This window comes from Rothia sp. ZJ932, from assembly GCF_016924835.1.
Taxonomy (GTDB): Bacteria; Actinomycetota; Actinomycetes; order Actinomycetales; family Micrococcaceae; genus Rothia.
The window spans coordinates 937495-961016 of sequence record NZ_CP070480.1 but is presented as its reverse complement, the minus strand read 5'-3'; the positions used below and the strand labels follow the sequence as shown (position 1 = coordinate 961016).

19 protein-coding genes are annotated in these 23522 nt (G+C 55.5%); 5 read left to right on the top strand and 14 right to left on the bottom strand.

What is annotated here, in order from left to right; all coding sequences use genetic code 11:
* Window positions 1–15 precede the first annotated feature (15 nt).
* Window positions 16–3471, bottom strand: coding sequence for a chromosome segregation protein SMC (gene smc, locus JR346_RS04415; RefSeq protein ID WP_205483566.1), 3456 nt, complete (start codon window positions 3469–3471; stop codon window positions 16–18).
* A gap of 309 nt (window positions 3472–3780) precedes the next feature.
* Between smc and JR346_RS04410 the strand changes: the two genes are divergently transcribed.
* The 3 genes from JR346_RS04410 (at window position 3781) to JR346_RS04400 (ending at window position 8655) form a co-directional block, all read left to right on the top strand.
* Complete coding sequence (locus tag JR346_RS04410; protein ID WP_204876761.1) at window positions 3781–4812, top strand: 3-oxoacyl-ACP synthase III; 1032 nt, start codon at window positions 3781–3783, stop codon at window positions 4810–4812.
* 100 nt (window positions 4813–4912) lie between these two features.
* Complete coding sequence (locus JR346_RS04405) at window positions 4913–7591, top strand: alpha/beta fold hydrolase (RefSeq protein WP_205483564.1); 2679 nt, start codon at window positions 4913–4915, stop codon at window positions 7589–7591.
* Window positions 7591–8655 (top strand): NAD(P)-dependent oxidoreductase, encoded by a 1065-nt coding sequence (locus JR346_RS04400; RefSeq protein WP_205483561.1) that lies wholly within the window; start codon window positions 7591–7593, stop codon window positions 8653–8655. The genes JR346_RS04405 and JR346_RS04400 overlap by 1 nt, the downstream gene beginning before the upstream one ends.
* A 72-nt stretch (window positions 8656–8727) precedes the next feature.
* Here JR346_RS04400 and mutM read toward each other — a convergent pair whose 3' ends face one another.
* The 5 genes from mutM to coaD all read right to left on the bottom strand — a co-directional run bounded on the left by mutM (window position 8728) and on the right by coaD (window position 12060).
* Window positions 8728–9687, bottom strand: coding sequence for a bifunctional DNA-formamidopyrimidine glycosylase/DNA-(apurinic or apyrimidinic site) lyase (gene mutM / locus JR346_RS04395; protein WP_205483559.1), 960 nt, complete (start codon window positions 9685–9687; stop codon window positions 8728–8730).
* 134 nt (window positions 9688–9821) lie between these two features.
* A complete protein-coding gene (rnc, locus tag JR346_RS04390) occupies window positions 9822–10532 on the bottom strand; it encodes a ribonuclease III (protein WP_205483551.1) in 711 nt (236 codons plus the stop codon).
* 13 nt (window positions 10533–10545) lie between these two features.
* A complete protein-coding gene (gene rpmF / locus JR346_RS04385) occupies window positions 10546–10749 on the bottom strand; it encodes a 50S ribosomal protein L32 (RefSeq protein ID WP_204876773.1) in 204 nt (67 codons plus the stop codon).
* Window positions 10750–10774: 25 nt separating this feature from the next.
* Window positions 10775–11263, bottom strand: a complete 489-nt coding sequence (locus JR346_RS04380; RefSeq protein ID WP_205483549.1) for a DUF177 domain-containing protein — start codon at window positions 11261–11263, stop codon at window positions 10775–10777.
* A gap of 233 nt (window positions 11264–11496) precedes the next feature.
* The gene (coaD, locus tag JR346_RS04375; protein ID WP_370592596.1) at window positions 11497–12060 is read right to left on the bottom strand and encodes a pantetheine-phosphate adenylyltransferase; all 564 of its coding nucleotides are present in this window, start codon (window positions 12058–12060) and stop codon (window positions 11497–11499) included.
* 136 nt (window positions 12061–12196) lie between these two features.
* Between coaD and JR346_RS04370 the strand changes: the two genes are divergently transcribed.
* Window positions 12197–12778 (top strand): LURP-one-related/scramblase family protein, encoded by a 582-nt coding sequence (locus JR346_RS04370; RefSeq protein WP_205483545.1) that lies wholly within the window; start codon window positions 12197–12199, stop codon window positions 12776–12778.
* A gap of 97 nt (window positions 12779–12875) precedes the next feature.
* On the opposite strand, the gene JR346_RS04365 is transcribed toward JR346_RS04370, so the two are convergent.
* The 5 genes from JR346_RS04365 to JR346_RS04345 all read right to left on the bottom strand — a co-directional run bounded on the left by JR346_RS04365 (window position 12876) and on the right by JR346_RS04345 (window position 19787).
* Window positions 12876–13442 carry an RsmD family RNA methyltransferase gene (locus JR346_RS04365; protein WP_205483542.1) on the bottom strand — a complete coding sequence of 189 codons (567 nt, stop codon included), beginning with the start codon at window positions 13440–13442 and terminating at the stop codon, window positions 12876–12878.
* A 439-nt stretch (window positions 13443–13881) separates the two neighbouring features.
* The gene (locus JR346_RS04360; protein WP_205483540.1) at window positions 13882–16641 is read right to left on the bottom strand and encodes a DEAD/DEAH box helicase; all 2760 of its coding nucleotides are present in this window, start codon (window positions 16639–16641) and stop codon (window positions 13882–13884) included.
* A 29-nt stretch (window positions 16642–16670) separates the two neighbouring features.
* Window positions 16671–17522 (bottom strand): DAK2 domain-containing protein, encoded by an 852-nt coding sequence (locus JR346_RS04355; RefSeq protein ID WP_205483533.1) that lies wholly within the window; start codon window positions 17520–17522, stop codon window positions 16671–16673.
* Entirely contained in the window at window positions 17515–18558 is a 1044-nt protein-coding gene (thiL, locus tag JR346_RS04350) for a thiamine-phosphate kinase (RefSeq protein WP_205483530.1), read from the bottom strand. Before thiL ends, JR346_RS04355 begins: the two co-directional genes overlap by 8 nt.
* A 41-nt stretch (window positions 18559–18599) precedes the next feature.
* On the bottom strand, window positions 18600–19787 hold the full coding sequence (locus tag JR346_RS04345; protein ID WP_205483528.1) for a hypothetical protein: 1188 nt from the start codon (window positions 19785–19787) through the stop codon (window positions 18600–18602).
* A gap of 117 nt (window positions 19788–19904) precedes the next feature.
* Between JR346_RS04345 and JR346_RS04340 the strand changes: the two genes are divergently transcribed.
* Window positions 19905–20462: a DUF3515 family protein gene (locus JR346_RS04340; protein ID WP_240334019.1), complete on the top strand. Its 558-nt coding sequence runs from the start codon at window positions 19905–19907 to the stop codon at window positions 20460–20462.
* Between the two features lie 71 nt (window positions 20463–20533).
* Here the strand turns inward: JR346_RS04340 and JR346_RS04335 are convergent, their stop codons facing one another.
* From JR346_RS04335 to JR346_RS04325, 3 genes are read right to left on the bottom strand one after another with little or no spacing between them, the layout of a single operon-like run.
* Window positions 20534–21652, bottom strand: a complete 1119-nt coding sequence (locus tag JR346_RS04335; RefSeq protein ID WP_205483526.1) for a D-alanine--D-alanine ligase family protein — start codon at window positions 21650–21652, stop codon at window positions 20534–20536.
* A 36-nt stretch (window positions 21653–21688) separates the two neighbouring features.
* Window positions 21689–22741: an NAD(P)H-dependent glycerol-3-phosphate dehydrogenase gene (locus JR346_RS04330; RefSeq protein WP_255521933.1), complete on the bottom strand. Its 1053-nt coding sequence runs from the start codon at window positions 22739–22741 to the stop codon at window positions 21689–21691.
* A complete protein-coding gene (locus tag JR346_RS04325; RefSeq protein WP_205483524.1) occupies window positions 22742–23521 on the bottom strand; it encodes a 1-acyl-sn-glycerol-3-phosphate acyltransferase in 780 nt (259 codons plus the stop codon). It abuts the gene before it with no gap.
* Window position 23522 lies beyond the last annotated feature (1 nt).

Below are 23522 nucleotides of genomic sequence, written 5' to 3'. Positions count from 1 at the left end.
AGCCATTTTTTGTGGCTACGCTCCAGCGCTGTTGAGCAACTGGCGAATACGATCAACATTCTGGCTCACCACGCGTGATACGCCCTCGCGCATACTCACACCGTAGAGGGAGTTAGCTGCCTCCATAGAACGAGTTTTATGGGTAATCATCAATACCTGGGATTGTTCTGCCAAGTCATCTATAACCTCCAGCACCCTCCCCAAGTTACGGTCATCGAGGGTAGCTTCAACCTCATCCAGCACATAAAAAGGTGCCGGGCGCGCCTTGAACAGCGCCACTGCAAATGCCAGTGACGCAAGTGATCGCTCACCACCCGAAAGGAGGGAAAGTCGCTTGACCTTTTTGCCGGCTGGACGCGCGTGTACCTCTACCCCGGTGTTAAGGGCATCCGCGGGGTCTGTGAGCACCAGGGTTCCTTCGCCGCCTGAGAAAAGAGCTGAAAAGGCATCGGTGAAGGCGGCGCTGACATCCTTAAAGGCGCTCATAAAAGCATCGGTAATGTGGGTGTTCACATCTTTCATAATGGAACGCAAATCAGACCGCGACGCTTTCAAATCGCTCAGCTGGTCCGTAAGATAACGGTGGCGTTCACTCAGCGCCGTGTACTCTTCAAGTGCCAGCGGGTTAGTGACCCCCATCTTTTCAAGCTGAGAGTTGAGCTTTTCAAGATCGGTCGCTATCTGCATTTCATCGTTTTCTACCGGCGAATCCTGCAAGAGCTGACTGATCTCAAGAGCAAGCGTCTCATAAACACGCCTCGCTAATTCGTCCAGAGCGGTTTCGAGCTTTGCCAAGCGGATTGAGCGTTGGTTTTTCTCGGTGTCATGTGCCTGCTGGTGGGCACGGGCAATGGTCAGCTGTGAGGTGATATCTTCACGCTGCACAGCAAGTTTTTCACTGCGAGCGCGAAGCTGTTCAAGATGATGGGTTTCGTGGGCGCGGGCTTTTTCGAGGACGCGGGTCATCACTTCAGTTTTCGCCAAGGTCTCTGCTGCTTGTGTCCTTAGCCGTTGGTTGCCCTGGTACTGGGCGAGCGCGTCCGCTAATTGTTGCTGGGCTGTGTGCAGGTTCTGGCGGGCATCGTCGCGGCGGGTAGCGCTGAGTTGGGCTGAGGTGCTGGTGGCATCGTATCTGGCGGAGGCGGCAGAGAGGGCTGCTGACGCGCGGGTTGCGCGGGTGCGAGCTGTCATTAGGGCGTGTTCTAAGTGCTCGATTTCAGCAGGTGATGAGCTGTTAGGCACGTCGAGCTGGGCACGGGCGGCGGTCAGTTTTTCTTCAGCTGCCCTGTGCCTCTCGGTGGCTGTTTTGACCCGGTGGGTGTGGCGGGTGAGTTCTTGGTCCAGTGTTTCAAGACGCGCTTTAGCACCAGAGATGGCGCGTTCTGATTCGTGGACGCGGGTGGTAAGAACGCCCACGGTATGTGCAGACTTTTTCTCGGCTTTTACCGCCTCTTGCTTGCGCGCTACCAGTTGTTTTTGCTTTTCTTCTGCGGCAGTGATTTTGTGCTGCAATTCTTCGTGCTGGGCACGCGCGGAAGAAAGAGCCGCTGAGAGTTCGGTGAGGCTGGTTGTTTGGTGGGTATAGAGCACTGACCAGCGGCTAATTCGTGTTCCTTCTAGTGTATAGGCGAGCGTGTGTGGGCGCTGTGTGACGAGTTCGAGTCCTTCTTCAACTGTTGCTACAGCGTAGGTGTGGGCTAAAGCTGCTTCGAGCATCGGTCTGACGCGCTGGTTGGCTGTCACCAGTTGAAGCAGGGGCTGAAACTCAGCAGGCGGAGGCGTTGAGTTATCAGCTGTAGATAGGTCGATGGGCAGGTACACCTGCGAGAGGTGTTCTTCATCAGAATAAAGGCGTGTATCGGGAGCTAACCAGGCTTCGTCAGCGCCGTGAAGTGCTGCGGCGAGGGCTGGCTCCCATCCCGGTTCCACCGTGTATTCGGTGTACAGCTGTGAGTAGGATTCAGGCGCATTGGCTGCTTGGCTACGGGAACCAACGGTGCGTTGCAGGGTATTGATTTCTGCTGTGAGAGCAACATGGTGCTGATGGATGCGTGCCTGCTGGGCGGCGCAGTCAGTGACTTCTTCTGCTGCGCGCGTCCTGGCAATCCGCGCGTCTTCAGCTGCCTGTTGAGCTTCAGCTAGTTCTACCTTCAGTGCCCGGTGGGCTTCACGCTGCTGCGACAGGGTGTGATCGCCGTGCGTGATGAGTTCTTGCACATCAGATAACTCTCGCTGGCGCTCCTGAAGTTCATCGGCGGCGCGAACAGTGCGGGCGCGTGCAGCCGCAACCTGCTCTAAAGCACGCGAACGGGCGGCTGCCTCTTCTTTAGCCGCGGTGTGGGCGGTGTCCACACGCTGCTGGGCAGTTACCTGCTCTGTCTCGGCAAGAGCGGTGATGATGCGTGCGGTTTCCAAGCGTTCGCGGGCGTCATGGCTAGCCCAAGACGCTTCAAGGTTCTCGCTAGTAGTCAGCGTGTAAAAAGCTGTAGCACGATTGACGGCGTGTTCGTAAGGCTCACTTTCAAAAGCACGCTGTTGGCTGCGTTCGCGAGCGAGTGCTTGGGTTGCTTGCACCTGGTGGTGAAGCCCCCGGTAGGTGTGTACTCGCGATTCAGTAGCGGTTATTTGCCGCTGGGTATCAACAATGTGCTGGGAAATCTCACTGTCTTGGCTCTGCAAGGACTCAATTGTTTTAGCCGCCGCCTCATGCTCCTGCCCCGATGCCGATAAGGCGGTGCGCGCGTTGAGTACCTGCTGTTGAAGATTCTGGGCTTGAACAGTCAGTAACTGCCGCTGAGTGGCGCGAATCTGCGCCTGCACTTCACCGGCTGCACGGGCTGCTTCTGCTTGCTCCCCCAAGGGTTCTAACTGGGTTTCAAGCTCACGGGTCAAGTCTTCAACGCGGGTGAGGTTCTCTCGCATCGAATCCAACCGGCGAGCGGTTTGATCTTGTCGGCGACGATAAACTGTAATGCCCGCTGCCTCTTCAATCAGGGTACGACGCTCATCGGGGCTGGCAGTCAGAAAGCGTTCCAGCTGCCCCTGCCCCACCACGGTATGCATGTGTTTACCGATGCCAGCGCGCGCCAAGAGTTCCTGAACATCCGCCAGCCGGACGGGCGAACCATTAATCTCGTATTCAGACCCGCCCGATCGAAACATCGTGCGACTGATTGTTACCTCGTCGGTGGGCAACTCCAAGCTAGCATCAGAATTATCGAGGGTTAGCACCACTTGGGCACGACCCAGCGCCGCTCTTTCACCAGAGCCGGCAAAAATAACGTCCTGCATGGTGCCGCCGCGCAACGATTTACTGCCCTGCTCGCCCATCACCCAGCTCAGCGCGTCCACTACATTCGACTTGCCCGATCCATTCGGACCCACCACAGCCGTCAGCCCACGGTCAAACTCAAAAGTAGTAGCCGAAGCAAAAGATTTAAAACCGCGAATGGTCACAGAACGCACATGCATACTAGCTCAGGCCTCTAACTTTCACGAGGAATCAGAATATTTGATGAGAACTACAGAAGAAAACTGCCCCTTAACCGTACCGCAGGTGGCAGGCAATACTACCGCACAGACACCCCACCGAGACTTTCTGCAAGTGCGAGTACACAAAACGCCCTGTGATATTGCCCCGAGGGTGAAATCCGTACGCTGAGGGTCAAAGGGAACTAAACTAATAGCTACTTATGCATTTTTTTGATAAATGCACCCCGCCATCGTTTCTGCAGGTTTATCTACAGAAACCCCCAGCTCACGGTACGAAAGCGTAGCCCCTTGACTCAGAATTCCGATATCCGCCACTCGAATGCTTCGTTACTAGCAATTGCTCACGAGATTCCCACCGAGGTCGTTCCCTCTTCTTTCTTTGAAGACCAGCTCTCAGATACTTACAAGCGCTTGGGTCTGCCCAAAGGTCTTCTAGAGCGTTTGGCAGGCATCAAAGAACGACGTGCGTGGGCTGATGGTGTGCATTTTGAAGACGGCGCTGTGGCGGCTGCTGAAAAAGCTATCGCAGAGTCAGGTGTTACTAAAGATCAGATTGGTCTGATTATCAACGCTTCTGTTACCCGTGACAACCTCGAACCCGCTGTAGCTGTTGGTATTCACGACCGCCTCGATCTACCGCGCCATGCTCTAGATTTCGATATCACCAACGCTTGTCTTGGTTTTGTAAACGCAATGACCGTCGCCTCATCCATGATTGATGCCGGTTCTGTTAAGTACGCGCTGATTGTTGCTGCCGAAGATCCCTCGCCCTGGCACCGCACCGCCATGCGTATTCTGAGCAAGCCCGATACCACCCGCGATGACGTTTTGGCGCAGTTCGCCACCCTCACCCTGGGTTCTGGTGCCGCTGCTGCCGTTATCGGTCCCAGCAACGCGCATCCTGAAGGTCACAAGATTGTGGGCACCGTTTCACGCGCGGGCACCGAGCACCGCAACCTGTGCATCGGTGGCGAAGCTGACCAGGGCATGCAAACGGATGCAGCAGGTCTACTCAAGCACGGTCTGCAGCTGGTTGCCGAAGCATGGCGCGAAGCTCAGAATGAAGGCTGGGACTGGTCAAACATGGATTCAATTGTGACCCACCAGGTCTCTAACGCCCACACTAACGCCATTATTGAGGCTGTCGACCTTGACCGAGAGAAGCTGCCGCTGACCTTCCCCACCTGGGGCAACGTGGCATCAGCAGCTCTGCCCATGACTCTCGCACAGCAGGCACCCACCTACTCAAAGGGTGACCGCATTCTTTGCCTGGGTGTAGGCTCCGGTCTGAACACCGCGCTCACCGAAATTATTTGGTAAGCTCCCCCCCATTTTTAGCTCAGAACGCTGCCCATTGCCTGCGCCCCAGGCATTGAAGGTCACGTTTGACGTTCCATTGATAGTTTGAAAGTAGTTGCTGATGGCACAGATTCCCTTTGATGCTTCATACTGGCCCGGAATAAACCCTCTCTGGTCAAAAACTCTCACCGTTGAATCAACCGCGCCCGTTGAGGCTGCTGGCACTTCACGCACCTGGCACTACCTCGATAACATTGATGCCCTAGAGGGTCGAGAGTATGTAGGCACGATTCTGTGCGTTCACGGTAACCCTACCTGGTCATATCTGTGGCGTAGCGTCATCGCCGCGGCAACCGACGCTGAGCGTCCCTGGCGCGTTATTGCCGTTGACCAGATTGATATGGGCTTTTCAGAACGCACAGGCTTGGTGCGTTCGCTTGAAGATCGTCTGGCTGATTTAGGAGACTTCACCGCCGCTGTTGGTCTTGATGATACTCAATTGCCGGTAGTTACCCTCGCCCACGACTGGGGCGGTCTCATCTCTTTGGGCTGGGTTTTGGCTCACCGTCATCTGGTGCGCGGTGTCATGCTCACCAACACCGGCGTCTTCCACGACTACCGCGAAAAACTGCCCGCTGCCCTGCGTCTAGCCTTGGCACCCAAGTTCCATCCCTTCGGTACCTCAAAGACCACCGCTTTCTTGGACGTCACGCTGGGTCTTACCCAGGGAGGATTACCCAAGGACGTACGCGCCACCTACCGTGCCCCCTACCGCACCGAATCCAGGCGCGCCGCCATCCAGCATTTCGTGGGTGATATTCCCTTTAATCCCGGCACCAAGTCACACCCCTTTATGGTGAAGATCGCTGAGGGTATTAAAACTCTGGACGTTCCTGCTTTCTTCCAATGGGGCACTAAGGACCCGGTCTTCCAGCGCAAGTACATGATGGATCTGATACGCCGTATGCCTCACGCCCAGGTACACCGCTACGAGAACGCATCTCACCTGGTGGCTGAGGACGAAGATATCGCCTCCCCCATCATGAGCTGGTTAACCCAGCACTTTGTCGATGAACAAACCCACCGCCAGGCGCACACCCAAGCACGCGCGCCCTTGCACGGTTCTGCCAACTACCTATCAATGCTCAGCGAGATTACCGCTCGCAGTAACGATTCCAGCCTTGCCGTGGTTGATATGGGAGGCGATGGTACTGAAGTGATTGCTCAAAAGAGCTGGGCGCAGTTGGCAGCAGAGGTAAACCGCCTAGCTGCCGGTCTGAGCCAGCTGGGTGTCAAGCGCGGAGACCGCATCAACCTCATGGTGCCTCCGGGTTCACGCCTCACTGCGCTACTGTACGCTTGCCTCAAAATTGGTGCTGTCGTGGTCGTTGCAGACACCGGTTTGGGTGCCAAGGGTCTAACTCGTGCCCTCAAGGGCGCCCAACCCGATTTTATCGTCGGTATTAAAACTGCTCTGCTTGCAGCAAAAACTCTGGGCTGGCCCGGTGCTCGCATCAGTGCGGACGCCCTGCCTGCACCCGCTCTGAAGGCTCTTGGTGCCCTGGGTTCAATAGCAGATTTCGCGCCCGTTTCACTCTTCGAGGTAGAAGAAGCTGACCCCGATGCTGATGCTGCGGTGCTCTACACCTCCGGTTCGACAGGCCCGGCCAAGGGCGTTGTTTACACCCACCGTCAAATGGCTGGTATGCGCGATGCTATTAAAAACACCTACGGTCTAAAAGCTGGTACCGGTTTGGTTGCCGGGTTCGCGCCTTTTGCTCTGCTGGGCCCCGGTCTAGGATGCACCTCGGTCACCCCCAAGATGGATGTCACCAAACCCAAGACCCTCTCGGCTTCGGCGCTGGCGTCCGCTGCCGCGGCCATTGATGCAACCGCCATTTTTGCCTCCCCTGCAGCTCTCGTAAATGTGGTGGCAACAGCCGATGAGCTGACCGCCGCCCAACGTCAGGGGCTCTCCTCGGTGAATCTGTTGCTCTCGGCAGGTGCGCCTATTCCGCTGCCGTTGCTGGAGAAAGTACAGCAGCTACTGCCCTCGGCTTCACTTCACACCCCCTACGGCATGACTGAGGCTCTGCCCATTACCGATGTCAGCTTTGAAACTATTTTGGCTGCCCACGATGACGGCGAGAACGAGCTGCACACTACTCCCATGGTTGGTGCCGGTAACGGCGTCTGCGTAGGTACTGCTGTCTACGGTGCCCAGGTTCGTCTCGCTCCCCTTAATGCGCACGGTGTGCCCGCAGCAGAGCTAACCGAGGAGCCGGGCATAACCGGTGAGATTGTGGTCAGCGCCCCGCACGTCAAAGACCGCTACGACACTCTCTGGGTGACGGAGGAAACTTCCATTCAGAACCCGGGCTGGCATCGCACTGGCGATGTGGGGCACTTCGATGCTGAGGGCCGTCTGTGGGTTGAGGGTCGTCTAGCCCACGTTATGGTTACCGGGCAGGGGGTACTCACCCCGGTAGCTGCTGAGCTTGCTGCTGAAACGGTGGCAGGTATCAAGCGTGCTGCTGTAGTGGCAGTGGGACCTTCGGGGACGGCAACTCCCGTGGCAGTGGTTGAGACGCACGAAAAGATGCCCGCAGGTCAGGCACCTTTTGATCTGACTCAGCAGGTGCGCTCGGCAGTAGCTGAGCATACCGGTGTTGATCTCGCAGCGGTTTTGGTCGTGGATGAACACCCCACCGATGTTCGCCACAATTCTAAGATTGATCGCCCCCTGTTGGCTCAGTGGGCAGATAAAATTCTCAGCGGCAAGAAAGCGAAGCTCGCATAATGTCTGTTATTTCTTTGCATTCACTCACCGAAGATTCTTTTGCTGACGCTCGTGGCGAGCGGGTACTCGTGACCGGCGCGTCCGGTATGCTCGGACGCGAGGTGGCTCTGAAGCTCTTGCGCGAGGGTTTTGAAGTGCGTGTTTTCCAGCGTTCGGACGCGGGCTTGGCTGCTTTGCTGCCTAAGTCGGTGCGCGAGCGTTTGAGCCAGGTGCGCGGTTCGGTTTCTGATTTTCATGCTGTTGATCAGGCAATGGCAGATGTTGATGGTGTTATTCACATCGCGGCGAAGGTTTCGGTTTCTGGTCAGTGGGATCAGTACCTGGAAGCCAATGTTATTGGTACCCGCACCCTTTTGGAGACCGCTAAAAACCACGGCGTTGAGAAGTTTGTGTACATTTCTTCACCGTCGGTGGCGCACGCAGGTTCTTCGCTGGTAGGTGAGGGTAACACTCCAGCTGACCCTGATCACGCCCGGGGTAATTATGCCCGTTCTAAGGCGTACGCCGAAAAACTGGCTCTAGAGGCTGATGCCGATGACTTCCGGGTCGGTGTTTTGCGTCCGCATCTGATCTGGGGCCCCGGTGATACCCAGCTGGTGGAGCGGTTGATTGAGCGCTCCGCCGCCGGTCGTTTGCCGTTACTTAGCGGTGGTACAGCCCTGATAGACACACTCTATATTGACAACGCGGTGGACGCTGTTCTTGCCGCCTACCAGCGTCTTGAGCATATTCACGGTCAGCCGTTGGTTGTCACCAATGGTCAGCCGCGCACTGTTGCTGAGATTCTGGCGGGTTTTACTCATGCGGCAGGTGTGCCTGCACCTCAGCGCTCGGTGCCCGCTAAGGCAGCCTATGCTGCCGGTTGGGTTATTGAGAAGGTCTGGGAGGTTAAGCCCGGCGAGGACGAGCCGCCCATGACCGCCTTCTTGGCTGAGCAGCTATCGACCGCCCACTGGTTTGACCAGCGCACCACCCGCGAACTTTTACAATGGGATCCCGCTGTTTCTATTGAAGAGGGCTACGAGCGCCTGCGCAGCTTTTATCGAGGGCGCTACAGCGCATAAATCAAGTATTAAAGTGCAAGAGCACCGCCTCCATGGCGGTGGTGCTCCTGTTCTCTCTATAGCTGGAGGGCACTATCGTGGTTGTCGCGGGGTGCGCTGACAGTGGGGGCAGCGGTAGGAGCTGCGGTTCATAAAAGGTTCTCGCACAATGATCGATGTTCGCCCAGATTCAAGGCAGCGGCTACAGGGCTTACCCGCCTGACCATAGGCGTTGAGCGACCGGTCAAAATAACCGGACTGACCGTTCACATTCACATAGAGAGCATCAAAAGAGGTGCCACCGGCGACCAATGCTGCCTGCATAACCTCGGTCACTGCGTCCAAAAGTTCACGAGTCTGCGCGGCGGTGAGCGTTTTAGAGGGCTTGTTATAGTGTAGCTTCGCCCGCCACAGCGCCTCATCAGCATAAATATTGCCCACCCCCGAAATCACCGATTGATCCAGCAGTAACCTTTTCACACCAGAAGAAGTACGCAGCATTCGAGAACGCACCTCAGCGTAAGAAAAATGAGAATCCAGCGGATCACGAGCAATATGAGCAACCGCCCGCGGAATCACCGGTAGCTGCTGCTCAGACCGCGACGCAGCAGGAATCAAGGTACCCTCCACGTCGGTAGTGGGTTCTAATTCATCAAGAAACATCCCACCGAAGATTCTCTGATCCACAAACCGAAGCTGCATCGCTGCCCCATCAGGTAACAGCACATCCAGAGTAATTTTCAGATGCTTATCAGGAGCAAAAGTTGAATCTTTAATGAGCAACTGACCGCTCATTCCCAGATGCACCACCAACCCGGGCAGGGCACGCGCGTCCCCCTGCGCTGATTCTGCCAAGAGCAGCCACAGGTACTTGCCACGGCGGGCAACATCCACAATGAAGGTTCCCTCCAACACGCGAACAAAATCAACAGAGCCACCGGTATGACGTCTCACAGAACGGGCATCGTGTACCGTCACAGACTCGATGCAGGCACCCAGCACATGATGAGCGACCCCGGCACGCACCGTCTCAACTTCGGGTAATTCAGGCATGACAAACCCCACCTATCTTTTCTCTTGATGATCGCTACCATAAGTTCTTCTTCAAGATACAACAAAAGCGCAGCAAGCTCTCTTTCTCAGAGCCCGCCACGCTTCTGTTGGCTGGTGTCATTGCCTTGCAACTTTTAGGATTGGTTGATTCCAAAGCGCTGTTTGAGAATCTCAAAACCACGGTGGGCAGCTTCTCGCTCAGCTTCTTTTTTATTGCTGCTTTCACCGCCGCTAGCAACGATGTCTTCGCCAGCAACTACCAAAACCGCAGTATAACGACGCTCGTGGTCGGGGCCAACACCATCAACCCGGTAACTGGGCTCCCCCAGCCCCTGGTGAGCCACCAGCTCCTGAACAGATGTTTTCCAGTCGGCACCGGCACCCAAAACCTGCTCGTCCTCCAACAAATCGCCGGTCAAACGCAAGACTAAATCACGTGCCGCTTCACGTCCTTGGTGCATATACACAGCACCAAAAATCGCTTCGAGTGTATCAGCGAGAATAGAATCTTTATTCGCGCCGCCGCTTTGTTTCTCACCCTTGCCCAAAAGAATGTGCTCACCCAAACCGAGTGAACGGGCAATCTGCGCCAGAGTACGAGTAGACACCACAGCATGGTGACGCGATACCAACTCACGCTCAGGAACATCGGGCAGACGACGGTACAGCTCTTCAGCTACAGCCAGTGAAAGAACAGAGTCGCCCAAAAACTCCAGGCGCTCATTATGGGGCACACCGTTGTTCTCAAAAGAATATGAGCGGTGTGTCAGCGCAAGCACAAACGTCTCGGCGTCGATATCGACGCCGAGACGTTGCAAAAAAGCTCTATGTACAGAGTCAGTCATTGACGCTTAAGAATTAGGCGTCAGCGACCTTGCGGCCCTTGTACTCGTAGAACAGTGCGTTACCGGTTGAATCGGTAACAACCTTAGCCTGGTGAGGCAGGCTGTAGGTTACGCGACCGTTTTCGATGGTCTTTACCAGCTGAGGCACTGATGCCTTCCACTGTGAACGACGTGCGCGGGTGTTAGCACGGGACATTTTCCGCTTGGGAACAGCCACAGCTATCTCTTTTCTCTTAAATAACTTATAAGTTCTTAGTCTTCTCGTCGAACAACCCGGCTAGGGCGTTCCAACGAGAATCAAGCACCTCATGGTGATGCTCGGGGTCATCTTCGAGGCGTAATCCGCACTCAGAGCACAAGCCCAAGCAGTTTTCCCGACAAACGGGCTGGAACGGCAGCTGAAGAATCACTGCGTCCCGCAGTACAGGCTCAAGGTCGATTGAATCGTCCTCTACAGCGTACTGTTCATCAATTTCATCTTCGGGGCCACCAGCGGGTGCCTTCTCGAAGACAAAGAGCTCTTGAACATCGGCAGATACTTCATAGTCGATTGAATCAAGGCATCGGCTACACTCACCGTGTACATCCACGGTGGCAACACCGCTTACCAGAATACCATCTACAACGGATTCAAGGCGAACATCAAGATTGATGTCGCTGCCTTCTTCCGCCCCAATGAGAGCGTTGCCAAAATCTTTTGGCGCTGGAACTACTTCATCGAGCGCTTCCATAGCTCCCGGTCGATGACTCAGCTCTCGCACCGAGATCTCCAGGGGCGATGAATTTTTTCGTGAAATGACGAACTCCTGACGAATTTTAGAACCAACCTACAATTTTAGATGCAAATTGCAGGTAGTACAAGCATTCCACGTTAAACCTTATCAATCAATGCGGTGAACTGTGGGTTTAAGCTCACTGCGAGCGTATGGTGATTGTGATGTGAGCGGACGCGGCGGGGCTGATTTCAGAGTTGCCCGAAGGCTTTTTGCACCGAGCGTGGCACGAAGGCTGTTACATCCCCCTTGTAGAAAGCGATCTCTTTAACAATGGTCGATGAAAGGTGAGTCCACTTGGGGTCACCCACCACAAAGGAGGTTTCAACCCCTGAGATATGGCGGTTCATAGATGCCATCGGTGCTTCGTACTCAAAATCCGCGACGTTGCGTAACCCCTTGACCATGAGACTTGAGCCCTTGGAACGCACAAAGTCAGCGAGCAGAACATCTGGTGGCAGCGCCTCCACTGTTACCCCATCAAGGTACTCAAAGGTATCGCGCACCATCTGAACCCTCTCGTCCAAAGAGAACCGGTAGTTCTTTTTAGAGTTGTGAGCAACCGCCACCAGCACAGAACCATAGGTTTTGGCGGCGCGGGTAATAATTTCAACGTGACCGTTGTGAATGGGGTCAAAAGAGCCGGGGCACACTACTAACTGCATAAAATAAGGGTACAGGGTTTTAGGTCTCGCGTGCGGTTGATAAGCACTCAACTGCTGAGAGGCTTTACCTGCCAATAGAATATGATTCACCGGTTAGTTCCCTCTTAGCTATTTTTGCGCTAGAGGTCACACTGCATCAGGTAAACTACACACATACAACGTTTCGTGAGCGATGAATATCGCTGACGGTAGCTAGTACCTGCACCCAAGAACGAGGAGTGTCATCATGACCGAAGCACCCCATCCCCAGCAGAACCTCCCGGCGCTACTCACCGAAAATTCTCTCATCTTTCAGCAGACCAGCGGTTTTATGAGCAACGATTTCCAGTTGCTTTCTGCTAACGACCAGGTACTCGGTGAGTTCAAAACCCAGGGTGACTCAGTATCCCGCATGGTAATGGGCAGCCGCTATTTTGATCTTTTGGGTCCCGACGGTCTGGTCTACCTCAAGGTGAATGATGAGGTGACATTGGGGCGCGACCGCTTTGAGATATACAAAGGCAACGGTGAGCACCTAGCGTCCGTGGTGCAAAACTTCACCCTCTTCAAAACCAAAGTAACCGTTGAGATGGCGCAGAACCTCACCCTCACCTTAGAGGGCAACCCCCTTAGCTTTGATTTTGCGGTGATGGTCAATAACCACCGTGCCGCGCAAGTATCACGCGCATGGGCAGGGCTGGGTAAGGGACTGCTGGGTCGCAGTAAATACCAGCTTAAGCTCGATCCGCAGGCCCCGGCAGATGTGCGTCTAGCAATCTTCGGCACCGTGCTGGCACTCGATCTCATCAGAGCTAAAGCCAAAAAGTAATTTAGCGAAAAAAGACCGGTGGGGTAGCTATCGTGATATAGCTACCCCACCGGCTTTTCTCATGGTGTTCTTTCCACAGACTGAGATGATCGACCGATTACGCAGCAGGTTCTACGTACCAGAGGGTCGTTTCGCCATACTTTTTGGACGCGAAAACCTCCAACCCCGACGGAGGCAGGGGATCATCGCTGCGAGTAGAGCGTTCCAACACCACAACAGCACCCACTGCTAGATGAGGAGTGAGTAGCTCAAGAATCTCCGACAGCTCCTCGTTAGTCATCGCATACGGCGGATCACAGAAAACCAGATCAAAAGGCTCACTGAAATAGTGAGCCACAAAGGAACGCGCAGTCATCTTGTGTACGCGCCCACCTGCATCCGGCACAGCCTTCAACACCGCAGCAAGGTTCTTTTCACAGGTAGCCACCGCTTTCGGGTACACATCAAGAACATCCGCATACGCCGCCCCTCGCGAGAGCGCCTCACACGCCAAAGCACCCGAACCACCAAAAACATCAAGCACGCGAGCGCCCTCAACAACACCGTAGCTCTCCAACCGAGAAAAAAGCGCCTCCTTCACCCGATCAGTCGTCGGACGCGTGTTATCCCCCGCCACACCCGCCAACCGCAACCCACCAGCAACACCAGCAACAATACGACTCATCAAACACTCCTCACGCCAAACAACAAGACAGCAATAATCTACAACACCCAGACCCCAAACCGCCCGCCCCTCAAAAGTGTCATCACTCTATAAGCGAGTAAGCACACTGCAAAAACTCAAACACCAAACACATCAACCCCACGCCCACACACACCACACAACAAGTGGCAGCTAACGCGGCTGAAAATTTATTTCCTCGCTCGAACGTAGTCACCAAACACGCGCATTAAATAAGTCAACCCAGCGCTGATTCTAGCCATTCTCAAAAGAGCTGCCCAGCGGCGGCTAACGCGGCTAACTTTTTCTTTCCGCTGGCGCATAGTAATCGAGCACTCATCACTAATAGGTCGTCCCAGCACCGGTTCTAGCCATTCTCGTGAGTCTTGACTAGCGGCGGCTAACGCGGCTGAAAATTTATTTCCTCGCTCGCTCGGAATTTTCAGCCGCGTCCTAAAAACGCCTCGGCATCATCATCCAAAGCACGCTCCAACGTCCGCACAATATCCGGATACCCCGCCAACGTCGGATCAACATCCACCAACCCCTGAGCATCCTCCCGAGCTTTCTCAATCAACGGCGCATCAGTCAAAGCACGCAAAAGTTTCAAAGTCGACTTCTTCCCCGACTGCGCCGCACCCAAAATATCACCCTCACGCCGCTGCTCCAGGTCAATCTTCGACAACTCAAAACCATCCGTCGACGCAGCCAACGCAGCAAGACGCTCACGCGAAACCCCATCCGCCGGCTGCTTAGTCACCAACAAACACGTACCCGCCAAAGAGCCACGCCCAATACGCCCGCGCAACTGATGCAACCCAGAAATACCAAAGCGGTCCGCATCCATAATCACCATCAATGTAGCATTCGGAACGTTCACACCCACCTCAATAACCGTGGTTGAAACAAGCACATCAACCTCACCGGCACCGAACCTGCGCATCACATCAGACTTCACCGCCGTATCCATACGACCGTGCAAGCCCTCAATACGTACACCGCGTAGAGCAGGAACAGTCGAAAGCTCATCAAGCATCGACGCCACAGAAGTGAGCGGCTCACGTAATTTCTCCTGCGCATCCTCCCCTAAAAGAGTCTGCCCCGTCCCATCACTGCCCATCTCATCAGCCGTACCAGTACCGATCTTGGGAACCACAATGTAAACTTGGTGACCAGCATCAACTTCTTCGCGGGCACGCTGCCACAGACGCTCTCGCCAGGTAGGTTTCTCAGCAAGAGGAACCACGTGGGTAGTAATTTTCTGGCGTCCGGCAGGTAGCTGATCGAGCACCGAGGTATCAAGGTCACCAAAAACTGTCATCGCCACAGTACGTGGGATAGGGGTAGCTGTCATGACCAGCCGGTGCGGGAGTGCCCCGTCAGCACCGCGCAGAGCGTCGCGCTGCTCCACACCAAACCGGTGTTGCTCATCAACCACAACCATGCCCAAATCAGCGAACTGAACCGCATCGGCTAAGAGGGCATGGGTGCCAATCACAATGTGAGCCTGCCCCGATGCCATTTCCAGCAGGGTCTGTTTCTTGATTTTGACGGGCATAGACGCCTTAAGCAGTACTACACGCACCCCAGCGGTGCCCGGCTTACTGGTAGCAAGCTGTCCCAAAATATCGAGAATCGAATAGTAGTGCTGTTCAGCCAGTACTTCGGTGGGCGCTAGCATGGCAGCTTGACCGCCGTTATCTGCTACCTGCAACATGGCACGCAAGGCAACCACTGTTTTTCCCGAGCCTACATCTCCCTGCAGCAACCTGTTCATGGGTGTTTCAGACGCTAAATCAGAGGCAATCTGCGACCCTACTTTCTGCTGACCTACAGTCAGTTCATAGGGCAATAGCTCCAGCAGTTTCTGAGCATACCCTTGTTCGAGAGCGGGTCGGGCAACAGTCTGGTGGGCTTTGCGGGCAGCACGGGTGCGTGCCAGGGCAATTTGCAGAATAAATGCTTCGCGGTACCGCAAAGAGTAGTGGGCTGCCCTCCACGTCTCTTCAGTATCTGGAGTGTGAAGGGCACGGTAGGTCCATGCAAGCGAGGGGATCTTGCGGGCACGGCGAATAGAGGCGGGCACGGGGTCTTCTAGCTCGCGCAGGGGCGCTTTATCGAGTACTTGCTCGATGGCTGCAGCAATGCGGTCGGTAGGTAGTTTTGCCGGTGCTTTGTAGACGGGTATGGGAGCTGTTGCCCGGTGTTTGGCGCGTTCGATGGCTTCTGCGGACGCACGTTCGGGTACTTCGTCGCCGGTGAGTACGGCGAAGTGAGGGTTGGTGAGGGTGAGTTCACCTCGATAGGTGCCGACCTTGCCTGAGAACATGACGTGATCGCCGCGGTGAATTTCTCGTGCTGCCGTCCAGGCGTTGAAGAAACTGAGGGTCATCTGTGATTGGTTGCGGGTGAAGTTGCCTGTGCCCCAGTGCCCTAGTGGTGCGTGAGTCGGTGGAAAGTCAAAGAAAACGTCATTGGGGACCCCGTAGGTGTCGGAGTAGCCAGAGGCGCTGCCTGTCACCCGTGGGTTGGTTGCACCGCCACCAGGGGTAAAGGTGGAGCGTCCGCCCTGCACGCCGCATCCACCGGTGGATGCGGTCGTATCATCATCGGTGAGTTGGTCGGTGATAACGATTTCGGTGATGGATCCACGACGCGATTGCATAGAGCGGGTGCTGACGCTGAGCACTTTAGCGAGCAAGGTGACGTCTTGACCTTCGATGAGTTGCGCGAAACTGGTGAGTTCCCCGCGGGGTAGGTATTTGCGCGGGTAGTATTCGAGCAGCTCCCCCACTGTCTTGCAGCCTATGTGGGTAGAGATGCTTTTGGCAGTGGCGTGATGTAAATAGGTGGTGAGTGGCTCATTTTCTAGGCGTTTTTCGCTGCTGTACTGCGCTTTGATTTTTTGTACCTGCTGTCGGGTGTTATCGCTGGCAGGTGTGCGGGGTGAGGTTTTCTGTGAGCGGGTTTTCTTGACCGGCGCTTTTTTCTCAGGTGTTGAGGCGGAGGTAGCCGGTGCGGTTTGCTGGGTGCCGTCCGTGGTTTTCGCTGTGCGCGGGGTACGCGCTGTTGCTGTTCGCTTTTTCTGCGAAGAAGCAGCTTTGCCCTTGTCAGGACGCTTGGCGCGGGCAGAACGTGAGGAGGCTGGACCTTCGGGGTCGGGAATCGTGAAGAGCGCCTCGGTATCGGGTGCATCCAGCATGGCTACATCGTTCTTTCTGTGGTTCAGGTTTAGAGAGCGGTGGTGCGCCAGTTGCTCAGGGTGCCTGTGTCTTCAAGAGCTTGGCGCACGGCACCGGGGTCATCAGTGTGAAGGTGTACTGCCCAGAGCAGAGGGTCTGCTGATGAGTCAGCGAGAGCCACACTGAGGGAATCGCCCATTTGTGCTAGCTGGCTACGGGCAATCGCCATGGAGGTAGCGTCTGCCTGCACGCTCACCATGACTTCAAGGGCAGCAGATGAGTCGCGCCCTGACGAGGCTGTTTGTGGCATCTCGCCGCTAGAAAGATGATCTTTATCGATCTCCTCAGTTACCGAATCGCCCGTATAAAGTTCAGCGAGCACACTAAAAACGTAGAGAAAGCCCAAAGCGCCTGAATCGACCCGCTGAGTACCGGCTAGTTCTTTGAGCTGCGAAGAGGTAAGAGCAACTGCTTGCCGAGCTGCCGTTACAGCGGATGACATATCCGTGACCGTGCCCTCTGCCAGGCGATCAGCGACGCTGAGCATGGTTCCCTCAACAGGTTCTGTCAGTGCCTCACGCATAGCAGAAGCACCGGCAAGAAAGGCCTCCACCAAGGCTTGTTGGGTGGGTAGTTCGTCCCGGTCCTGGGTAAGTTCGCCAGCTACCGCCGACCACCAGATACTCCACAGCGTCCCCGAATTACCGCGCGCATCCAATAATGCTGCACGGGCAGATTCCACCGCAGTATGACCGCTACCGGCAGCCTGCAAGGTCAAGCGCAGATTAGTGCCAGTATCAGCATCAGGAACAGGAAAAACATTCATGGCGTTAAGCTGCTGCTCGCGCTCGCTGATGACGCGCTGAGCTGATTCAAGCCATGTCTTCCACCAGTTACTCAAAATGATCCCATCCCTGACCCGCGTAGACTGCCCCGTCTACCGTGACGGGCTGATTTTTATCATACGCAAAACAGGTGCCCACCTGCACAAAGTCAGCAGGCATCTCATCTACCCGCGAAAAAGTAGCCAGCAACCCGTGGTTTTCACCGCCGGTTAGCACCCATTTTTGGGCTAGCTCGTAAGGTGTTCCGTGCTCAAGAGCCTCATCAGTATCTTGCAAGAGCTTGGCAACAGGAACCAAAGGTGCAATAAAAGGCTCTAACGCCTGGGAAGAAAAATTCAGGCTCACCTGTGAAGCCGCTGCAATGCGCGCGGCATCTCGCAACGGCCCATCAGAAATATCCATCATTGCGCTGGCTTTACCCGCCGCAGCTACTCCGGCTGCCAGCGGTGCAACAGGACGCTGTTGGGCGCTCACGCAGGCACGGGCGTTTGTCTCAAAGACGTGATTCGAGAGGGGGGAATCCAAAAGCTCTAACCCAGCAGCGGCGGTGCCCAGCTCCCCTGCAACGGCAAGAATATGCCCTAGGCGCGCCCCGCTTCGATAAACAGGGTGCAAGGTAGTACCCAACGCTGTAACCGTCACCGATATTTCAGTGGATCCACCAATATCTCCCCCAGCAATAGTGCAGGTAGTCGCACCCATCGCCACGCAGGCGTCCGTAAGCCCTTTCGCGAAGTCAGTAACGAACTCTAGGGGTGTGTGAGGTGGCAACGAAAGCGAAACCACCATGGACGCAGGTTGCGCACCCATCGAGGCAACATCGGCAAGGTTCTGGGTGGCTGCCTTCCACCCCACATCGTATCCGCCGGTGATGGCACCGCTTGACCATTCAAGCCTGAAATCTTGCCCCTCAGTCTGGGTATCGGTGGTAACCACCGTCAGTGCCCCGCGCAAATCAAGTACAGCAGCATCATCCCCCGGTCCCGTCACTAGCACCTGAGACCGTTCCTGGGCACGCTGGTTGTGAGCGCTCAGCTGCGGGGCGAATGCCGCGATGATCTCCTGCTCCGAAAAGTCACTGACCTGCGCCATGTACCGCCCCTTTCACGTGTGAGCCAATCGTCCTCACAATTTTAGTTACCGTTATTGGTCTGCGCGAACCGCCGCACAATGACGGAGATGATTGTCACCGCAATACCGGTAAAGAGCAAGAGCGGCCCAGCACCGGGAATGACGGAGACCCCGCGGGTGATAGTGCCGGAGCTTTCAACGGTACCTGCTTGAGCATTTGCCCCGTCTGCACCCGAAACACCAAGATTATTACCGGCAGCTGCTACTTTGTCTTTGTTTTTAGTGCTGTGCTGAAGGTAGTCGCCTACCCAGTCCTCAGCCCCAGGAATCCTCAAGAGATTGCTCATCGCTGCATCTGTTGGCTCATCAGCACGCACGCGTCCTTCAATGCCTTCTACGGGGTTCTCAAAGTGTACGCCAAAGATTTCTCCGGAGCTCAACTGCCTCTCAGTAGAGTCGATTTCGCCCAGCAAGGCTGATGAAAAATCAGAGCTTGAACTCTGCCTGTTTTCACCCCGTCCGGCAAAAGTGTCTTCGAGTTTCCCCGTAGCGCCCTGCGATCTTTGAGAATCAGAGGTCGAATTCTGCGCTCTCCCAGGAACCTCTAGGGAGGGCGTATTATCTGACCCATCGACGACCCCTGGTTCTCGGTTGGAGGGCTGCACGGTGTCAGATTCCCCGTCGGGCTGTGCCTCAGCTGATTCGTCATCTGCCGGTGGCACCTGATTATCACCGCCCGAGTCATCAACGCTAGCTGCTCCACCGATGATGGGTGACTCCGGTGACGGGTCAGGTTGCTCGGGCGTGGGCGTAGGCTCCGGTGATTCAGGTTCTGGTGAGGGCTGCTCTGGCTCTGATGGCGCGGGCGTTTCAGGATCAGGCACCTCAGGTTCAGGAGACTTCGGTGAGGGGTCTGCCGGTGTTGAGGGGTCAGGTGAGGGTTCTGCCGATTCCCCTGGATCAACCGGAGCGACGGGGTCTTCAGGGGTATCAGAAGATGAAGGCGGTGCTATAGGCTCCTGCGTAACGGATGGTACCTGCGACGGTTCGGCGGTGACCGTGGGCTGCGCGACAAGCTCCCTAAACCTTAAATCCGCGGCACCATTTGTCTGCGGTGCAGAGAGCAATTCCCCCACCGAAAATTGAGAGGGAATCACGGCATCATCACCGTATGCAGCACTTGCCGGCAGTGATAGGGCTGCTACTGCGCCCCAGACCGGAAGGCTGTACTGGATCAAACGTCGTTGCATATTCTCTCTTTCATCAATTGATGTTGTTTAGCTTACCGGCTGATCTCTTGAACACTCAATAGCACGCATCACCCTTTCTCGACACCGGCACCGTTTGTCATCGCCTAAGATGAAAGGGTGTCAACTTCATCTTTTCTCTCTCGTTTGTTCCCACTCACCGGTGTGACCGCTCTTTGTCTGGTGGCGTGTTCGTCTCCGGTGAACCTTACAGCAGCACCGGACGCCGCCCACCCGGATTGCGCCAAAGCAATGGTGGCGATGCCCCAAGAACTGATGGGTTTTACCCAGCGCGAGACCACGGCGCAGGCTACTACAGCCTGGGGCGATCCGGCTGCAATTATTGTCAAGTGCGGGGTGAACATTGAGCAGCCGGTGACTGACCCGTGTGCTGAAGTCAATGGGGTCGATTGGATTCTCAACCCCCTTAAAGAATCTGAACCTCAGGACACGAGCGTCCCCGCAGATGCTGGGGTGAGCGAAACATTGCGCTCCTCTGAGCAAACAGCTACAGGCACCTGGACGGCTACCACCTTCGGCAGAGCCCCCGCAATCACCGTTACTTTTAATGCCGACGAAGTTGCATCGTCCACCCTGCTCACCAGCCTTAACTCCGCTGTTGCACAGATTGAACAAACCCAACAGTGCCTCAGTGCTGATGATGTGACCGGTTCTTAGATGAATGTATAAAAGCTGCCTCATTGTTGTTCGCAGTGAGGCAGCTTTTATGTTTAATCTTGTTCAAAGATTTAGCGCAAACCCAGCGGTCGGGCCAGTGCTAATTCAATCAGCTCATCAATAAGATCAGAGTAGTTAATACCGGAGTTCTCCCACATGGTTTTGTACATCGAAATGGGAGTGAAACCGGGCAGCGTATTGACCTCGTTGATGATTAGCTTTCCATCTTGAGTGTAGAAGAAGTCAGCGCGGCATAGCCCCTCACCATCAACTGATAGAAAAGCTGCAACAGCAAGCTCACGCAAACGCTCTGAGACCTCAATCGGCAAATCTGCCGGGCATTGGGTGGTAGCAGAGGTTTTTGAAACGTATTTGGCATCAAAGTCGTAGAAGCCGTGTTCTTCATCGGTCACCACAATTTCGCCTGGGTAGGACGCTCGTGGCTGGGCACCGTTGAGGCTATCAAGCACAGCGCATTCGACTTCGCGGCCCACGATACCGGCTTCAACAACGAGCTTGGGGTCGAACTTATGGGCTTCTTCAATGGCGGCATCAAGTTCTGCTACGGAATCCACTTTGGTAATACCGAAGGAAGAACCCGCGCGGGCAGGTTTGACGAAAACAGGAAAGCCAAGACTCTCAATGCGGGTACGCGCAGCTTCCGGGTTCTGTAGCCACTGGCGTTTGGTGATGACTTCGTAGGGGCCAACCTGCAAACCGGCAGCTTCAAAAGCGACCTTCATGAAATGCTTATCCATCGCAACAGCTGACGAGGTAACGCCGCAGCCCACGTATTTCAGGTCAGCCATTTCAAGCAGACCCTGCAGGGTGCCATCTTCGCCGAAGGGACCGTGTAGCAGCGGAAAAACCACGTCTACTGACTCTGAATGATTCAGCGAACCGTCCTCATTAATGACGCGCAGGCGGGAATCCCCTGCTCCCAGCGGCAAGAAAACCTGCTGACCGCCTTCCGGGAAACTAGCAAGCGCATCCCGACGAGTGAGTTCGCGTAGCTGCTCTTCGGTGGTGAGATACCACTTACCGTCGCGGGTGATACCGATCGGTAGAACGTTGTATTTTTCGGTGTCGATGGCTCCCAGTACACCGCAGGCGGTGATGAGTGAGATGGAGTGCTCTGATGAACGACCACCGCACAGCAGGGCTACGGTTGGCTTGGTTGCACTGGTCATAAAAATGTTTACTCTTTCTTCGGTATCGAAAGTCGCTTAGTGGTTCGCCTCAGACTTGAGGGTGCGCCCCAGTAGCGCGGGGGCGAGTTCATCCACAGTAATTTTGTGCGATAACACGGCAACTACCGCCTCAGTAATGGGCATTTCGATGCCCAGTCGATGGGCGAGTTGGGCAACCACGGGGGCTGTTTTCACGGACTCAGCGGTTTGGGTCATGACGGTACCCAGTTGGTCGGGGTCTATTCCCTGTGCCAGTAGTTTGCCGGCGGTGTGGTTACGTGAGAGTGGGGACGAGCAGGTTGCGATGAGATCGCCCATACCCGCCAGGCCACTCATAGTTTCTAGTTTGCCACCAAGAGCCAACGCTAGGCGCGTGGTTTCGGCGAGTCCGCGGGTCATGACGGAGGCTTTAGAGTTGTCCCCGTAGTTTTTGCCCTCGCACATGCCAACGCACAGTGCGATAACGTTTTTAACCAAGCCGCCAATTTCAACGCCCACAATATCAGTGTTGGTATAGGGACGAAAATAACCGTTAGCGCACACTGTAGCAACGCGTGCTGCTGTGGGTTCGTCGGGGGCAGCTATTACGGACGCGGTGGGTTCTTCCTGCACAATTTCGCGGGCAAGATTGGGCCCTGACAGCACCGTGACGCGCTGAACTACATTCTGGTTGCCGAGCTCGGTGAGAACTTCGGTGATGACCTCGGACATACGGTAGCCGGTGCCGCCTTCTAGACCCTTTGCCAGTGACACCAGCACGGCACCGGGTTCAATCTGGGTGCCCCAGTTCTTCAGGTTCTCGCGCAAAGATTGCGCTGGCACCGCCAACACCACAATACCTGCACCTTTCAGGGCAGCTGCCGTGTCAGAGGTGTACTCGATGCCCGCAGGCAACTGAACCTCAGGAAAATACCGCTCGTTGATACCGCTAGCGCTCATGGACGCCATTGCCTCAACGTTGCGTCCCCACAGGCTCACGGTGAGATTTTGCTGGGTTTGGGCTGCCGTGTCAGCAACAATTTTGGCAAAGGCAGTGCCCCACGAGCCTGCGCCCATGACAGCTACTTTTTCAGTAGATAGTGCCGTCACTTAGCGACCGCCTTCTATACGGGGTTCGCGGACGCCGGTGCTGGGGTTCCAGCGTCCGGTCGGTGCTTCCTCGCCACGAATATCAGCCAGCAGCTCGGTCACTGAATCCATCATGCGGTCGGTGACCTCCATGAGCTGGGCGCGGGTTGGCTTAGACGATCCGTTCTTATCTACAAGGTCAGAAAAATCCAGAGGGTCGCCGATAGAGACCACTGCGCGGTGGCGCTTACCGAATACGGGCTTACCGCTATAGGGCAAGAATTCGTGGTCACCCCAGTGAGCAATAGGCACCACCGGCGCACCGGTTGCCAGGGCGAGGCGTGCCGCACCGGTGCGTCCGCTCATCGGCCATCCGTCAGGATCTGTTGTCAGAGTACCCTCAGGGTAGATAATAATCGAACCGCCAGCATCAACAATGTTTTGTGCTGTTTCTAAGGATTTACGTGCGTCCACTGACCCGCGTGACACCGGAACGTGCGCGATAGTACGCATCAACCAGCCCAAAGCAGGGGCATGGAACAGGGATTCTTTCGCCAAAAAACGAGGCAACGCACCCTTGATGAACATGGGGTAGGCTACGGTAATCGGATCTACCATGCTGGTGTGGTTAGCAACAACAATAAACCCGCCTCGCGGTAGTTTGTTCTGTCCGCGGAACTCAATATCAATCACCAGGTTGTAAAGTGGTCGAACGATGTTGCCCGCAACCTTGTAAACGATATCTCCCCACTTGGTGGGTTTGAGTTCGGGTAGCTGCCTCTTTTTTGATGATGAAGCCATG

Excerpts from the sequence above, each read along its gene's own strand:
- smc (WP_205483566.1), bottom strand. The coding sequence starts at position 3,471 with ATGCATGTGCGTTCTGTGACCATTCGCGGTTTTAAATCTTTTGCTTCG.
- JR346_RS04405 (WP_205483564.1), top strand. The coding sequence starts at position 4,913 with ATGGCACAGATTCCCTTTGATGCTTCATACTGGCCCGGAATAAACCCT.
- JR346_RS04400 (WP_205483561.1), top strand. The coding sequence starts at position 7,591 with ATGTCTGTTATTTCTTTGCATTCACTCACCGAAGATTCTTTTGCTGAC.
- mutM (WP_205483559.1), bottom strand. The coding sequence starts at position 9,687 with ATGCCTGAATTACCCGAAGTTGAGACGGTGCGTGCCGGGGTCGCTCAT.
- rnc (WP_205483551.1), bottom strand. The coding sequence starts at position 10,532 with ATGACTGACTCTGTACATAGAGCTTTTTTGCAACGTCTCGGCGTCGAT.
- JR346_RS04380 (WP_205483549.1), bottom strand. The coding sequence starts at position 11,263 with ATGGAAGCGCTCGATGAAGTAGTTCCAGCGCCAAAAGATTTTGGCAAC.
- JR346_RS04370 (WP_205483545.1), top strand. The coding sequence starts at position 12,197 with ATGACCGAAGCACCCCATCCCCAGCAGAACCTCCCGGCGCTACTCACC.
- JR346_RS04365 (WP_205483542.1), bottom strand. The coding sequence starts at position 13,442 with ATGAGTCGTATTGTTGCTGGTGTTGCTGGTGGGTTGCGGTTGGCGGGT.
- JR346_RS04360 (WP_205483540.1), bottom strand. The coding sequence starts at position 16,641 with ATGCTGGATGCACCCGATACCGAGGCGCTCTTCACGATTCCCGACCCC.
- thiL (WP_205483530.1), bottom strand. The coding sequence starts at position 18,558 with ATGGCGCAGGTCAGTGACTTTTCGGAGCAGGAGATCATCGCGGCATTC.
- JR346_RS04345 (WP_205483528.1), bottom strand. The coding sequence starts at position 19,787 with ATGCAACGACGTTTGATCCAGTACAGCCTTCCGGTCTGGGGCGCAGTA.
- JR346_RS04335 (WP_205483526.1), bottom strand. The coding sequence starts at position 21,652 with ATGACCAGTGCAACCAAGCCAACCGTAGCCCTGCTGTGCGGTGGTCGT.
- JR346_RS04325 (WP_205483524.1), bottom strand. The coding sequence starts at position 23,521 with ATGGCTTCATCATCAAAAAAGAGGCAGCTACCCGAACTCAAACCCACC.